The sequence below is a fragment of the Kitasatospora sp. NPDC048722 genome (genome assembly GCF_040650235.1).
In the GTDB taxonomy this organism is placed as follows: Bacteria; Actinomycetota; Actinomycetes; order Streptomycetales; family Streptomycetaceae; genus Kitasatospora.
Map to the genome: position 1 here is coordinate 23,680 of NZ_JBEZGX010000075.1, position 12,695 is coordinate 36,374.

The following is a 12,695-nucleotide window of genomic DNA, read 5'->3' on the forward strand; positions in this document are numbered from 1 at the left end:
CTGCCGAGCGTAGCGAGGCGGGCGCATGAGTGCCGCGGCCGTCGTCCTGCTGGGGGCGCTGTCGCTGTTCGTCTTCGTCACCGGCCTCGCCTCGGGCGCGCGCCGGCTGCTCGGGGTCCGGCTGGGCAAGGGGCGGGCGATCGCCACCGGGGCGGTCGGCCTGGCCAGCGGCAGCCTGGTCAGCTACCCGCTGCGTGACGTCCAGCCCTTCGCCCTGGTGACCCTGGAGATCGGGGTCTCGCTGGTGGTCGCCATGCTCTTCCTGGCGGCCACCGAGGTGTTGCTGCCCTCCTCCCCGATGCGCGGACTCGCCCGCCTGCCCGGCTCGCTGCGCCGCCAGGTGGCCCGAACCCGGCGCTACGGCCGGCTCAGCCGAATATTCGTCCGGCACGGCCTCGGCCGGTTCCTCAGCGGGCGCACCCGGCGCGGGCCGGGAGCCGCCGCCGAACGGGCCGTGCTGGCGGCCTCGTTGCGGCTCGCGCTGGAGGAGGCCGGGGTCACCTTCGTCAAGCTCGGGCAGGTGATGTCGACCCGCTACGACCTGCTGCCGCCCGAGTTCATCGCCGAGCTGAGCCTGCTCCAGGACCAGGCCACCCCGGAGCCCTGGGAGTCCGTCGAGCAGGTGCTGCGCGAGGAACTGGGCGCCGCGCCGCACGAGGTGTTCGCCGAGTTCGACACCAAGCCGTACGCGGCCGGCTCGATCGCCCAGGTCCACCGGGCCAGACTGCCCGACGGGCAGCACGTCGCGGTCAAGGTGCAGCGCCCCGGCGCGCGCGAGATCGTCGTCGACGACCTGGACATCCTCTACCGCTTCGCCGAGCGCCTGGAGCAGCACACCGAGTGGGGCCGCAGCGTCGGCGCCGTCGCGCTGGCCCAGGGCTTCGCCGTCTCGGTGCACGAGGAGCTCGACTTCCGCATCGAGGCCCGCAACACCATGGCGGTGGCCGCGGCCATCGAGCAGGCCGGCGGCAACCCGATGGTCCGGGTGCCCGAGGTGCACGAGCGGCTCACGGGCAAGCGGGTGCTGGTCAGCGAGTGGATGACGGGCATCCCCCTGCACAGCGCGCCCAGGGTGCTCGACGAGCGCGGGCTGGACCGCAAGGCGCTGGCCGGCGCGCTGCTGGAGTGCCTGCTCGGCCAGATCATGACCAGCGGCGTCTTCCACGCCGACCCCCACCCGGGCAACCTGCTGCTGCTCGACGACGGCACCCTCGGCATGCTCGACTTCGGCTCGGTCGGCCGGATCGACCGCTCGCTGCGGGCCACCCTGCGAGGCATGCTGCTGGCCCTGCACCGCGGCGACCCCGGTGGCCTGTCCGACGCGCTGATCGAGCTCGTGGTCCACCCCGAGCACATCGACGAACGCCAACTCGAACGGGCCGTCGGCCAGTTCCTCGCCCGGCACTTCGCCCCCGGGGTCAAGCCGGACCGCGAGATGTTCGCCGACCTGTTCGCCATCGTCGCCCGGCACGGCATCAACGTGCCTCCGGAGATCGCCGCCGTCTTCCGCGCCCTCGCCACCATGGAGGGCTCGCTCGACCGCCTGGTGCCCGGCTTCGACATCGTCGCCGAGGCCCGCTCCTTCGCCGTCACCCAGCACCTGCGCAAGCTCAAGCCCGAGACGCTCGGCCGCAACGTCGCCGAGGAACTCCTCGGCCTGGTGCCGATGCTGCGCCGGTTGCCCCGCCGGGTCGAGCGGATCGGCGCGGCCATCGAGGGCGGCCAACTGACCGTCGGCGTCCGGATGTTCGCCGACCCGGAGGACCGCCGCTTCCTGCGCTCACTGGTCCACGAGATCCTGCTCGCCTTCCTGGGCGGCGTGATCGGCCTGGTCGGCGTGCAGCTGCTGCGCACGGGCGGCGGCCCGATGCTGAGCAAGGGGCTCGGGCTGTTCGAACTCTTCGGCTACAACCTGCTGGTGATCAGCTCGGTGCTGGTCATGCGGGTGCTGTTCCTGATGATCGGCCCCAAGCACAGACGGTGAGTCGACACGTCCGCGGCCCCTGCGCCCGGCAGTCCCGGGCGCAGGGGCCCTCTCATCGGACCGAAGCCGCAGGAATCAGCCGACCGGGGATACGGGTCCGGCGGCCCGCCTCAGCTCGTTCGGCGTGGCCAGGTGATCGTCTGGCCGTCCGGGGTGACGGTGATCTCGAAGCGGTCGAGGGACGGCGAGCCGTCGGTGAGCCACCGCGTCAGGTGTTCCTCGACGGCGTCCCAGAGGCGGGCCGGCCCGCCCTGGCGAACGGTCCACTTCTCGCCGTCCCGGGTGAGTACTGCCCAGGCGCCTGCCTCGACGTCGATGAGGACGTGCTGATCCCGGCCGTCGACGTTCAGCGTGATCTTCTGGGACCTCGGGGCTGCTACCTGGGCGACGAAGCGGGCCGTCCAGTCGTCCAGGACGTCCGCCCCGTGGACGGCGCCGCGTTCGTCTCCGATGTTCAGATCGGGCAGCAGCCCGAGCGGCGGAGGCAGGTGAGGACGGGCGAGCATGAACGAGATCTGCCCGTTCAGGAAGCGCCCTTGAGCGGTGCCATCCTCCCGGACGGTGAGTCGGGCGAGCTCGGAGGAGTACATCCAGCCGCACACGGTCGCCAGGATCAGCCCTCCCGGTTTCGTCTGCTCGATCCACGCGGGCGGGATGGCGAGGACGCCGCAGGTGGCGATGACCCGGTCGAACGGGCGGACGTCGGCGTGGCCGGTCAGGGCGTCACCGACGACGAGCTCGGGAAAGAAGCCGCACGCCCCCAGCGAGATCCCGGCCCGCGCGGAGACCTCCGGGTCGACCTCGACGGAAACGATCTGGTCCTCGCCGAGCCGGTGACAGCCCAGCGCCGTCGAGTAACCGGCGCCGGTGCCCGCTTCGAGGACCCGGTGGCCGTCCTCGACCTGGAGGTCCTCCCACATACGCACGACCAGGTTCGGCATGGTGCTGGAGGACGTGGGGGCCCGCATGATCTCGCCCCGCAGGTCGCCGGGCACAATGGTTCCGGCGATCTGGGTGACCAGGGATTCGTCCCGGTAGCACTGTTCGAGCCAGCCCGGCGAGTCGGGCAAGACGGGGCTCCAGGCGGTCGGAGCGGAGCCGGGGACGACGTCGAAGAAGCCGCCGCGCAGGAACTCCTCGCGGGGCACGGCCTCCACGGCCTTGCGCCACGGCTCGGTCCGCAGGAACCCGCGCTCGGCCAAGCTCTCGGCGAGCTCTCGCCGCAAGCGGGTGCTGTCGCCGGTGGTCGGGGTCATCCGGTCTTCCTCTCCAGCAGGTCGGCCATCGCCGTGAGCATCGGCAGGCCGGTCTCGGGCTCCAGCCAGTACCACTGGCCGGACGGGTTGCACTCCAGGAACCACCATCGGCCCTGCCGGTCCACCGCGAAGTCGAAAGCGCCGAAGACCAGCCCGAAGTGGGCGAGGTAGGCGTGCAGTGCCTCGGTGATGCCGGGCGGCAGGGTGGCGACGGAGTAGGTGAGCTTGCTGTAGTCGGTCCGCCAGTCCAGCAGGTCGCAGTCGATCCGCACGGGGAAGATCCGGTCGCCGATGACGGTGACGCGGAAGTCGGCGACCTTGTCGACGCGCTGTTGGAACAGGTGGGCGGTGCCGGCCACCGCGTCGTCGATCTCGTCCGCGGTCACGTCCGCGACCTCGACGGTGCACGAGATGCCGTCGACGCGGTAGAGCGGTGCCGACAACGGCTTGTAGATCGCCAGGCCGTGGCGCTTGATGAACGCCCTCGCGGCGTCCGGATCCGAGGTGACCAGCGTCGGAGGAATCAGAAAGCCGGCAGCGGCTGCGGCGGCGAGCCCGGAGGGCTTGAACTCGGCGTCGCCGATGCGGTGCGGGTGGTTGACGTACAGGCAGCCGGGAAGGGACGCCATGATGCCGCCGAGGCCGTACCGGGCCTGGGTGACGGCGAAGCGGGCGTCCTGCTCGTCGAGGTGCGGGAACGCGAACCCGGACGGGCGCCGGTAGTACAGGGACCGGACCTTCGAGAGGTCGGCAGTTCGGGACGGCGTCGTGATCGAGCCCTCGACGCCGTCGGAGGTGATCGTGGCCGCGACCGACAAGGCGTGGGGGAAGTCCCCGGAGTCGAGCCGCACGACCGGGACGCCCCGGTCGTGCAGCTCGACGATCACCAGGTCGGCCGTGGGGTCGTCCTTGATGGTGACGACCAGCACCGGGCCGACGTCGGTCACTGATCGCCGTCGTTCCCCGTGTCCTGGTCGCCGCCGCCGGCCCCGCCGCCGCCGGAGCCGTCGGACGGGTTGCCGGTGTTGGTGGGCGGATTGGTGCCGGTGCTGGTGCCGTGACCGGGCATCTCCATGACCGCCCCGGTCGCGTCGAAGTAGCGACCGGCCTGGGTGGAGGGGTCGATCTCGACGCGGGCGTATCCGGGCGAGAACGCCGGGTACGGCGCCATCCTGCGGACCCCCCACGGCACGGCCGTGCGGACGCCGGTGGGCAACGGGCTGCCGGTGAGGAGCCGATCGGAGTGGACGAACATGAGGTTGTACCTCCTTGTAGGTGGTGCTTCTGGGGCCGCCCGGTAGGTGCGGCAACCGTGGCAAGGTGGGCGGAGTCTGTGGGCGCGCGAGTTCGTCAGCGGCGCGGTTGGGGGGAGGGGCGCTCTCGCGTCGATCGGCGGCCGGCCCGAGTAGTGCCGGCGCCGGAGAACCACCACGGGCGCGTTAGGCCCTCCAATAGCGGCTGTTGATCTTGCGGACTTCAGCCCGAAGCCGCTGGAGGGTCGGCGACTCGGTCACCGGTTCGAGGGGTCGCACGGGAAAACCGACCTCGTCGCGCTCGTCGTACCGGATCGGACCTCCAAGGAAGTTGGTCCAGGGCGGGAGCGGGGACTCCGGGTCATTCGTCATCGTGCGCCGCCAGGCATTCGTCGTGCTCCAGGTGCAGAGCGCGCCAGTTGGCGACCTTGCGCAGGATCGTCGGGTGCTCCGTGTGCTGGCGTTCGAGGTCGTCGAACCATAGGCAGGAAGGACACTCGTCGGCGTCGGCGTCGGCGTCGGCGGCGGGTTCCTGCTTTCGCAGCGCGATCTCATGCAGAGACACGGGCCACCGTCCGACAGGCTGCCACGTGCCGAGCGCGGATCTTTTCGAGTTCCGCCAACACGCCGGGCAGCCGGGCCTCCGGGTACTTCCTGCGCATCTCCGCATCCGCGATGCGGTCGAACGCCGCGCAGACGACGCACGCGGCCTTCGAAGAGGTGGCGTTCGCGGCTCTCGGGACGTCGGGGGGACGCTCGGTAGTCGCCATGAGTGCTCCAGGTCGCTTGAACGGAAGTTGGTGCGGAGGCCTGGTGTCGTCCTCGCGGACACCGCAAAGCCGCCGCCGGTAGTGCTCTGCAGACCCCCGGGTCGAGATGTCCAACTCATCCTGCGGAGCGCCTTGCATTCAGTGAATGGGCATCAACTGCTTACCTGTGAGGAAGAGTTGGCACGTTCGCACCCGGCAGCCACCGGAAAACTTGACGAGCCCATTACCTGGCGGCATGTGCGAAGGGTGATAGAGCGGATACGGTCGGCACATGGAGGGCAACCTTTTGCTCCGGCACCACATGGCTCGGCTCGGTCTGACGCAGGCTGGGCTGGCACGCGAAGTGAATGCCGAGATCGAACGCCTCACCGGAAGGCCAGGCACCGTATCAGAGCGTACGGTTCACAACTGGCTGACAGGTAAGTCAGCTTGGCCGCCGGGGAAGATGAGGGCCGCGCTTCAGGCGGTATTCGGGTGTACTGGTCCAGACCTCGGGTTTGTGCAACCCGGCACGAGTCGACCAGCACCGGAGACAGATGTGAACAGGCGATCGTTCATGGCCGCCGCCATCGGCGCCGCTACTCCCGCAGGCATCACTGTCCCGCACCGGCTCGGCACCAGCGATGTCGGGCGAATCACCGCGAGGTTTGCAGACGTCATCGCTAGCGATCACCGACATGGGGGCCGTCGCAGCATCGAGGATCAGGCCGTAGCTTTCGCCGACGAGGCCTTGGCTCTCCAAGAATCCGGATCGGCGAGTCAGCGGGTCCGGCAGCACTTGTACGGGTGCGCTGCTGCGTTCATGTCCTCCGCGATGTGGGCGGCCATTGACGGTCGCCGCTTCGACGCTGCCGCACGGCACCATGTTCGCGCGGCCAGCCTCGCGTCCATGTCCGGCGACCAGGCCATCCAATTCCGAATCTGGTCGCACGCCGGGAGCCTTTACCGCCACATGCGCCGTCCTGCGGACGCGCTCGCTGCCAATGACGTGGCACGACGACTGTCGATCACCCGGCGAGACCCGATGTTTGCCTCTCTCGGCCACGCCCGGCACGCCGCCATCCACGGCCTGACTGGTGACCACAACGCCGTTCGGCACGCCATCGGGCGCGCCCAGGAAGCCCTTTATCGCGCTGACGCGGATGTCTCCAGGCCCATGTGGCTGACCGCGCACTATGACCACGCCGAGCTCGAATCGCTTTCCCTTGCCGCGTTCCTGGCTCTCGGCAGGTATGAGGACGCCGAAGCATGCGCTCATCGGAGCCTGGCTCTGCTGCGGCCGCATATGCAGCGATCGCGGGCGATCACCACCGCGCGCCTCGCCAGGGCTCAACTTGGCCAGGGCGACTTGGAACCGGCGGTAACGACCGCTACAGGCATCCCGGCCAGCCTTGCCGAGCATCCACGCGTGGCTGGGATGCTGGACCGGTTCGGAGCGGATCTGTTCGGGGGAGCGGCAGACAGCAGGGCCGCGCGGACGTGGCAGGACTACAGCAGCGATCTCAGGAGGACCGAGGCGTGATCGACATAGAGCTGCAGCGCTATCGCGAGCTGACCGAGGAAGCTCGAACGAGGCTGATCGAGGTGTACGCCGATGTGCGGGCCCCGCTCCTCCATCTGCCGAACTACCGCGTCGCCGCCTTCGCCGAGCGCCTCGGCCGCCATGCCGGCGAGCCCGGCTTCGAACTCGTCCTCGGCTACGCCGGCGAGGTCCCGATCGGGTACGCCTACGGCAACACCATCGAGGAAGGCGACCGCTGGTGGACCCGGATGATCAAGCCGCTGCCTGCTGAGGTGGTCGCTCTGCCGACACTCGCCCTCAAGGAGATCGGGGTCCGCACCCAGTGGCGGGGGACCGGGGTGGCCAGGCGCATCCACGACGAGCTGCTGTCCGGCCGTACCGAGCCCCAGGTCACCTTGATGGTCAATCCCGCAGCCGGTGACGGCAAGGTCTTGGCCCTCTACGAGACATGGGGATACGAGGCCATCAACGAGGTCCAGCCGTCTCCTCAAGCGCCGCCGCTTGTTGCGATGATCCGGCCTCGGTAGTGCGGGACTTCGATGACCGTCCAGACGCCGTGTACCTGATAGGAGGCCAGCATGCGCATCGGAATCACCGGCCATCGGGGATTGGACGAAGACGTGGAGCGGCAAGTCCGGCAGCTGCTCGCTGCGGCCCTGGACGAGCAGCGTGGTTCGGTCACGGGGATCTCGTGCATCGCGGACGGCCCGGACGCATGGTTCGCTGAGATGCTCCTCGACCGGGGTGGGGCCTTTGAGGCCGTCATTCCCGCAGAGGAGTACCGGGACTCGTTGCCCGCCGACCACCACCCGCTCTATGACAGGCTCCTGGAGCGGGCATCGGAGGTTCATCACACTGGCATGACCGCCTCGGACTCGGCTGCTCACATGGCTGGTAGCGAAGTCCTGGTTGGCCTCGCGGATCTGGTCCTGGCGGTTTGGGACGGCCTCCCCGCGCGAGGCTACGGTGGCACGGCGGACGTCGTCGGCTACGCCGAACGCCGCGGTGTCCCGGTCCGGGTCCTCTGGCCGGACGGTGCGAGTCGGTAGGCGGATAGGGAGAGTTGCGTGAACTGGCAGGTGGACGGCCGGCGGCTGGTCTATGGATCCCCGTGGTTGAGGTGTTGCTGGACGGCGCTGAGCGCGTGATCTGACGAAGGGACCGGAATGGCGATCGAGGCGGAGCTCAAGGCGGTTGTTCGCGACCCCGAGGCGCTCCTCGCGCAGTTGGAAGATCAGTACGGCGCCGGCCGCGCAGAGGTCTACCGGGACACCTACTACGACGCCGCGGACGGCAGCCTGATGGGCGAAGACCGCGAACTCCGGATCCGCACCGTTTTCGGGCCTGACGACACCCGGACCGTTCTCACCTACAAGGGCGCCCGTGTCGACGAGTCGTCCGGATCGAAGCCCGAACACGAGACGCGGGTTGAGGACGCCGATGCTGCCCACGAGATCGTCAAGGGCCTCGGGTTCACCCCGCGCATCCGGTTCGAGAAGCGGTGCCGCAACTACGACTTCAAGCGGGATGGGCGGCACTTGCTCGCCACGCTCGTCAGGGTGCCGGAGCTGAACGCCACGTTCATCGAAGTCGAGACCGCCGCGACCACACAGGACGACCTCGTGCCGGCGCTCGCCGTCGTCCGGGCAGTGCTGACCGACCTTGGGATCGGTGAGGACGACCTGACGACCGAGCTCTACACGGACGCGGTCTCGGCGGCTCGTCCGGCCTGAGTGCATTGATTCGCCCCCGCTCGGCCGCTGCCGAGCGGGGGCGCCAAGCCCAGCGGGTCATTTTCCGTGCAGGAGACGATGTTTCGCAGGCGACGTGTGGACGATCCCGGAGGTGGAGCATGCCCAGGCGTGACTACGAGAACGATCCGAACGCCCCCAAGGCCAACAGTCTGGTGCCGGCCGCATCGGTGGTCGTGGTCGACGAGGCGGGCCGCCTCCTCCTCCAGCGCCGCACCGACAACGGGATGTGGGGTCTTCCCGGCGGCATGATGGAAATCGGCGAGTCCCTCGGGGAGTGCGGCATCCGCGAGACGTACGAGGAAACCGGCATCCACATCGAGATCACCGGGATCGTCGGCACCTACACCAACCCCGGGCGCGTCCTCGCCTACGACGACGGCGAGGTCCGGCAGGAGTTCAGCATCTGCCTCCTCGGGCGCCCGGTCGGTGGCGAACTCCGGATCTCGGAAGAGTCCCACGAAGTGGCGTGGTTCAGCCCCTCCGACACGGACGGGCTGCCGATGGTGCCCAGTGTCCGCAAGCGGTTGTCCGACTGGAGGTCCGGCGTGATTCCGGTCGTGCGGTGACCTTCCTTGGGCCTCGGCGCTCTCACCAGGCCGGGGGGCGGGACTGGTCGCCGCCCTCGATCTCCTCCGGCCAATCCACGGGGCCGCGATCCGTCCGGCTCAGGATGCCCGGGTCAGGCGCGTTGCCCTCCTTCGGCGGTCCGTACCACCAGGCCCGTCTGGTGTGCGGAAGGGGCACTTCCACCAGCCTGCCGTCATGGATCATCCAGAGGCCGAAGCAGTCGTCCTCCTCGTCGTGGATCAACACCTGCACCGTCTCCGGGCGAGGCCACGGCAAGGACTCCAGGTGCTTCAGCAGCCCCGATCTCCAGCTCATGTGCTCGAACTCCGCGCCCCAGCCGAAACCGTAGGCGCCGCCCGGGCGCATCTCGGTGAATTGCAGTGCTCTGTTCCTGCCGCGATCGAAGACCTCGACGAGCAGCCTCCGCAGGCCTGGTGCCTCGGGTGCGCCACCGCCCTCGTCCGGGCCGGTGACCCCGTCGTCAACTACCGGCCCTTCGATGACCGGGGTGAGTACGCGCGCGTGCTTGCCGGTGGCAGCACGGCGGTACTGCCCTTCGGCTGAAATGCCCCCGCTCGGCCGGGGCCGAGCGGGGGCGCGGCCATGCGGCTCAGCGCTTGGCGGCGGCGCGTTGGTAGGCGCGGCCCGCGAGCGGGATGACGACGGCCAGGAGCACGCCCATCACGATCGTGGCGGCGAGGATCGGGTGGTCGGACGGGAAGGCGCCGTCGGACGCGCCGCGGTCGTTGCCGAAGAGGTCGCGGGCGGCCGATACCACCGCGCTGACCGGGTTCCACTCGACGACGACGCGCATCCAGCCGGGAAGGCCCTGCGGGGGGACGAACGCGTTGGACAGGAAGGCGAGGGGCATCATCACGACGCCCGCGAGCGCGCTCACCGCCTCGGGGCTGCGCAGGGAAAGACCCACGAGCGCACCCACCCACGACATCACGAAGCCCATCAGCAGCAGCAGGCCGAAGCCGGCCAGTGTCTGCAGGATGCCGTTGTGGGCCCGCCAGCCGATCAGGTAGCCGACCAGTGCCATGATCGCGGAGGTCCACGAGACCAGCACGAGGTCGGCGACGGTGCGGCCGAGAAGGACCGACGAGCGCGAGATCGGCAGGGCCCGGAAACGGTCCACCAGGCCGTTGTTGAGGTCTTCGACCACCCCGACGGCGGTCGTGGTCAGGTTGGCCAGCATCACCTGGGCGAAGATGCCCGCCATGATGTATTCCTTGTAGCCCCCCTGGCCGGGCACCTGCATCGCACTGCCGAACAGGTACCCGAAGACCAGGACGAACGCCACCGGCATGACGGTGATGCCCAGGAGCTGTTCCGGCATCCGCCGGATGTGCCGCATCTGGCGGCCCGCGAGCGCGAACGTGTCGCTGAACACCTCGGTCATGCTGTCTGCAACTCCTTGGACTGGGCGGGGTCGGTGACGGGCTCGGCGCCCTGCTTGCCGGTGAGGGCGAGGAAGACGTCGTCCAGGGAGGACCGGCGGACGGCGAAGTCCTGCGGTTCGATGCCGAGTTGCTGCAAGCCCTGGGCGGCGGCGGCGATGGTGGTCACCCCGCCGCTCATCGGCACCGACACCGTCCGGGCGTCCTCGTCCACGCTCGGTTCGCCGGAGGCGAGGCCGGCCAGGACCCGGGTGGCGTCGGCGAGGTCGGCGGCCGTGGCCAGCGACACCTCCAGGCGCTCGCCGCCGACCTTGCGCTTGAGCTCGTCGGGGGTGCCGTCGGCGATCACGACGCCCTTGTCGATGACCACGATCGAGTCGGCGAGCTGGTCGGCCTCCTCCAGGTACTGGGTGGTGAGGAGGACGGTCACGCCGTTGCGGACCTGCTCGTTGATCATGTCCCAGAGCGCGAGCCGGCTGGTCAGGTCGAGGCCGGTGGTCGGCTCGTCCAGGAACAGTACCGGCGGCGCGGCGACCAGGCTCGCGGCCAGGTCGAGGCGCCGGCGCATGCCGCCCGAGTACGTCTTCGCCGGGCGCCCGGCCGCGCCCGTCAGGTCGAACTTCTCCAGCAGCTCGTCGGCCCTGGCCTTGGCGCCGCGCCGGCCGAGGCGCAGCAGGCGGCCGATCAGCTGGAGGTTCTCGCGGCCGGTGAGCCGCTCGTCGACGGCCGCGTACTGGCCGGTGAGGCCGACGTTCGCGCGGATCTGCTTGGCCTGGGTGTGCAGGTCGAAGCCGGCGATGGTGGCCCGGCCCTCGTCCGGCGCCAGCAGGGTGGTGAGGATGCGCACGGTGGTGGTCTTGCCGGCGCCGTTGGGGCCGAGCACGCCGAGGATGGTGCCGGCCGGCACCTCCAGGTCGATGCCGTCGAGCGCCTGGTGGTCGCCGTAACGCTTGCGGAGGCCCTCCGCCGAGATCGCCGTTTCCATGACGGCTCCTTTGCTGTGTGAGGTGGTCAGTTGACGGAGGTCAGCCGGGCGAGCAGGACGCGGCCGATCTCGGCCGCCGGCTCCGGCTGGAGCAGGTGGCCGTGGTGCGCGTGCACCGGGTGGGTGGTGATGCGGCCGGCCACGTGCGGCCGCCAGGCCGCCGCGGAGGCCGCGATCCGCGCCTCGGGGTCGTCGGTGCCGACCGTCGAGACGAACAGCAGCAGCTCGCCGTCGAAGCGGCGCGGCCGGTAGCCGTCGCTCAGCGCGTGGTTGTTGACGCCGACCTTCACGAAGGCGGTGATGTGCTGCTCCGAGAGGCTGCCGAGCGCGCTGTCCCGGCCGCGGATCAGCTCCATCGCCCGCTGGTGGTCCAGGGGTCGGGAGCGGATCTCGTCGAGGTCGTAGCCGACGAAGTCGAGCAGGGTCTCCAGGACGTCCCGTTCGGTGGGCCTGGTGTAGCCCTCGTCGGTCGTCCAGGACTCGTCGAAGGGGGTCTGGTCGAGGTTGGCGAGCAGGGCGACCTCGGCTCCCTGCTCGGCGAGCAGGGTGGCCACCTCGTGCGCCACCAGCCCGCCGAAGGACCAGCCGACCAGGTGGTACGGGCCCTCGGGCTGCACCGCGCGGATCTGCTCGACGTAGTCCGCGGCCATCTCCTCGACGCTGGTCGCGATCCGGGCGTCCGAGCCGTCCAGGCCGCGGGCCTGGAGGCCGTAGACCGGGTACTCGGCGGCGATGTGCTTGAGGAGCGACGAGTACGGCCAGCTGAGCCCGCCGGCGCCGTGCACGCAGAACAGCGGGTGGCGGTCGCCGCCGGTGCGCAGCGGCAGCAGCACCTCGAACCCGTCGCCGTCCTGGCCGGTGCCGAGCTTCTCGGCGAGGCGTGCGACGGTCGGCGTCTCGAAGACGCCCCGGTTGCTGAGCTTCACGCCGAGGACGGACCGGATCCGGCTGACCAGCTGGATGGAGGTGATGCTGTCGCCGCCCAGCTCGAAGAAGCTGTCGTCGATGCCCACCCGGTCCACCTTCAGGACCTCGGCGAACAGACCGCACAGCACCTCCTCCTGCGCCGAGCGCGGGCCGCGCGCGGTGGCCGCCGACTCGGCTGTGGGGGCCGGGAGCTGCTTGCGGTCGAGCTTGCCGTTGACGCTCAGCGGGAGGGCGTCGAGGGTGACGAAGGCGGACGGGACCATGTAGTCGGGCA

15 protein-coding genes are annotated in these 12,695 nt (G+C 70.0%); 7 read left to right on the forward strand and 8 right to left on the reverse strand.

Going from position 1 to position 12,695, the window contains the following annotated elements; translation table 11 throughout:
- Positions 1-25: 25 nt before the first annotated feature.
- Positions 26-1,984: an AarF/UbiB family protein gene (locus tag AB0C76_RS36210; RefSeq protein ID WP_359973885.1), complete on the forward strand. Its 1,959-nt coding sequence runs from the start codon at positions 26-28 to the stop codon at positions 1,982-1,984.
- Between the two features lie 110 nt (positions 1,985-2,094).
- On the opposite strand, the gene tgmC is transcribed toward AB0C76_RS36210, so the two are convergent.
- The 4 genes from tgmC to AB0C76_RS36230 all read right to left on the reverse strand — a co-directional run bounded on the left by tgmC (position 2,095) and on the right by AB0C76_RS36230 (position 5,058).
- The gene (gene tgmC, locus AB0C76_RS36215; RefSeq protein WP_359973886.1) at positions 2,095-3,240 is read right to left on the reverse strand and encodes an ATP-grasp peptide maturase system methyltransferase; all 1,146 of its coding nucleotides are present in this window, start codon (positions 3,238-3,240) and stop codon (positions 2,095-2,097) included.
- Positions 3,237-4,187 (reverse strand): ATP-grasp ribosomal peptide maturase, encoded by a 951-nt coding sequence (gene tgmB, locus AB0C76_RS36220; protein ID WP_359973888.1) that lies wholly within the window; start codon positions 4,185-4,187, stop codon positions 3,237-3,239. Before tgmB ends, tgmC begins: the two co-directional genes overlap by 4 nt.
- Positions 4,184-4,495: a putative ATP-grasp-modified RiPP gene (gene tgmA / locus AB0C76_RS36225; RefSeq protein ID WP_359973890.1), complete on the reverse strand. Its 312-nt coding sequence runs from the start codon at positions 4,493-4,495 to the stop codon at positions 4,184-4,186. The genes tgmB and tgmA overlap by 4 nt, the downstream gene beginning before the upstream one ends.
- 359 nt (positions 4,496-4,854) lie before the next feature.
- Positions 4,855-5,058 carry a hypothetical protein gene (locus tag AB0C76_RS36230; protein WP_359973891.1) on the reverse strand — a complete coding sequence of 68 codons (204 nt, stop codon included), beginning with the start codon at positions 5,056-5,058 and terminating at the stop codon, positions 4,855-4,857.
- Between the two features lie 761 nt (positions 5,059-5,819).
- On the opposite strand from AB0C76_RS36230, the gene AB0C76_RS36235 reads away from it, so the two are divergent.
- The 5 genes from AB0C76_RS36235 to AB0C76_RS36255 all read left to right on the forward strand — a co-directional run bounded on the left by AB0C76_RS36235 (position 5,820) and on the right by AB0C76_RS36255 (position 9,105).
- Positions 5,820-6,785: a hypothetical protein gene (locus tag AB0C76_RS36235; protein ID WP_359973893.1), complete on the forward strand. Its 966-nt coding sequence runs from the start codon at positions 5,820-5,822 to the stop codon at positions 6,783-6,785.
- Positions 6,782-7,312 (forward strand): GNAT family N-acetyltransferase, encoded by a 531-nt coding sequence (locus tag AB0C76_RS36240; protein ID WP_359973895.1) that lies wholly within the window; start codon positions 6,782-6,784, stop codon positions 7,310-7,312. Before AB0C76_RS36235 ends, AB0C76_RS36240 begins: the two co-directional genes overlap by 4 nt.
- 51 nt (positions 7,313-7,363) lie before the next feature.
- Positions 7,364-7,834 (forward strand): hypothetical protein, encoded by a 471-nt coding sequence (locus tag AB0C76_RS36245; protein ID WP_359973897.1) that lies wholly within the window; start codon positions 7,364-7,366, stop codon positions 7,832-7,834.
- A gap of 117 nt (positions 7,835-7,951) precedes the next feature.
- Complete coding sequence (cyaB, locus tag AB0C76_RS36250) at positions 7,952-8,518, forward strand: class IV adenylate cyclase (protein ID WP_359973899.1); 567 nt, start codon at positions 7,952-7,954, stop codon at positions 8,516-8,518.
- A gap of 119 nt (positions 8,519-8,637) precedes the next feature.
- Positions 8,638-9,105 carry an NUDIX domain-containing protein gene (locus AB0C76_RS36255; protein ID WP_359973901.1) on the forward strand — a complete coding sequence of 156 codons (468 nt, stop codon included), beginning with the start codon at positions 8,638-8,640 and terminating at the stop codon, positions 9,103-9,105.
- A gap of 22 nt (positions 9,106-9,127) precedes the next feature.
- On the opposite strand, the gene AB0C76_RS36260 is transcribed toward AB0C76_RS36255, so the two are convergent.
- Positions 9,128-9,421 (reverse strand): hypothetical protein, encoded by a 294-nt coding sequence (locus AB0C76_RS36260; RefSeq protein ID WP_359973903.1) that lies wholly within the window; start codon positions 9,419-9,421, stop codon positions 9,128-9,130.
- Between AB0C76_RS36260 and AB0C76_RS36265 the strand changes: the two genes are divergently transcribed.
- Positions 9,422-9,670 carry a hypothetical protein gene (locus tag AB0C76_RS36265; protein WP_359973905.1) on the forward strand — a complete coding sequence of 83 codons (249 nt, stop codon included), beginning with the start codon at positions 9,422-9,424 and terminating at the stop codon, positions 9,668-9,670.
- 46 nt (positions 9,671-9,716) lie between these two features.
- Here the strand turns inward: AB0C76_RS36265 and AB0C76_RS36270 are convergent, their stop codons facing one another.
- The 3 genes from AB0C76_RS36270 to AB0C76_RS36280 all read right to left on the reverse strand — a co-directional run.
- The gene (locus tag AB0C76_RS36270; RefSeq protein WP_359973907.1) at positions 9,717-10,511 is read right to left on the reverse strand and encodes an ABC transporter permease; all 795 of its coding nucleotides are present in this window, start codon (positions 10,509-10,511) and stop codon (positions 9,717-9,719) included.
- Positions 10,508-11,494 carry an ATP-binding cassette domain-containing protein gene (locus AB0C76_RS36275; RefSeq protein WP_359973908.1) on the reverse strand — a complete coding sequence of 329 codons (987 nt, stop codon included), beginning with the start codon at positions 11,492-11,494 and terminating at the stop codon, positions 10,508-10,510. The genes AB0C76_RS36270 and AB0C76_RS36275 overlap by 4 nt, the downstream gene beginning before the upstream one ends.
- Positions 11,495-11,520: 26 nt before the next feature.
- The coding region (locus AB0C76_RS36280; protein WP_359973910.1) for an alpha/beta fold hydrolase at positions 11,521-12,695 on the reverse strand (1,175 nt) is incomplete at its 5' end.

Excerpts from the sequence above, each read along its gene's own strand:
- AB0C76_RS36210 (WP_359973885.1), top strand. The coding sequence starts at position 26 with ATGAGTGCCGCGGCCGTCGTCCTGCTGGGGGCGCTGTCGCTGTTCGTC.
- tgmC (WP_359973886.1), bottom strand. The coding sequence starts at position 3,240 with ATGACCCCGACCACCGGCGACAGCACCCGCTTGCGGCGAGAGCTCGCC.
- tgmA (WP_359973890.1), bottom strand. The coding sequence starts at position 4,495 with ATGTTCGTCCACTCCGATCGGCTCCTCACCGGCAGCCCGTTGCCCACC.
- AB0C76_RS36235 (WP_359973893.1), top strand. The coding sequence starts at position 5,820 with ATGGCCGCCGCCATCGGCGCCGCTACTCCCGCAGGCATCACTGTCCCG.
- AB0C76_RS36245 (WP_359973897.1), top strand. The coding sequence starts at position 7,364 with ATGCGCATCGGAATCACCGGCCATCGGGGATTGGACGAAGACGTGGAG.
- cyaB (WP_359973899.1), top strand. The coding sequence starts at position 7,952 with ATGGCGATCGAGGCGGAGCTCAAGGCGGTTGTTCGCGACCCCGAGGCG.
- AB0C76_RS36255 (WP_359973901.1), top strand. The coding sequence starts at position 8,638 with ATGCCCAGGCGTGACTACGAGAACGATCCGAACGCCCCCAAGGCCAAC.
- AB0C76_RS36260 (WP_359973903.1), bottom strand. The coding sequence starts at position 9,421 with ATGAGCTGGAGATCGGGGCTGCTGAAGCACCTGGAGTCCTTGCCGTGG.
- AB0C76_RS36270 (WP_359973907.1), bottom strand. The coding sequence starts at position 10,511 with ATGACCGAGGTGTTCAGCGACACGTTCGCGCTCGCGGGCCGCCAGATG.
- AB0C76_RS36275 (WP_359973908.1), bottom strand. The coding sequence starts at position 11,494 with ATGGAAACGGCGATCTCGGCGGAGGGCCTCCGCAAGCGTTACGGCGAC.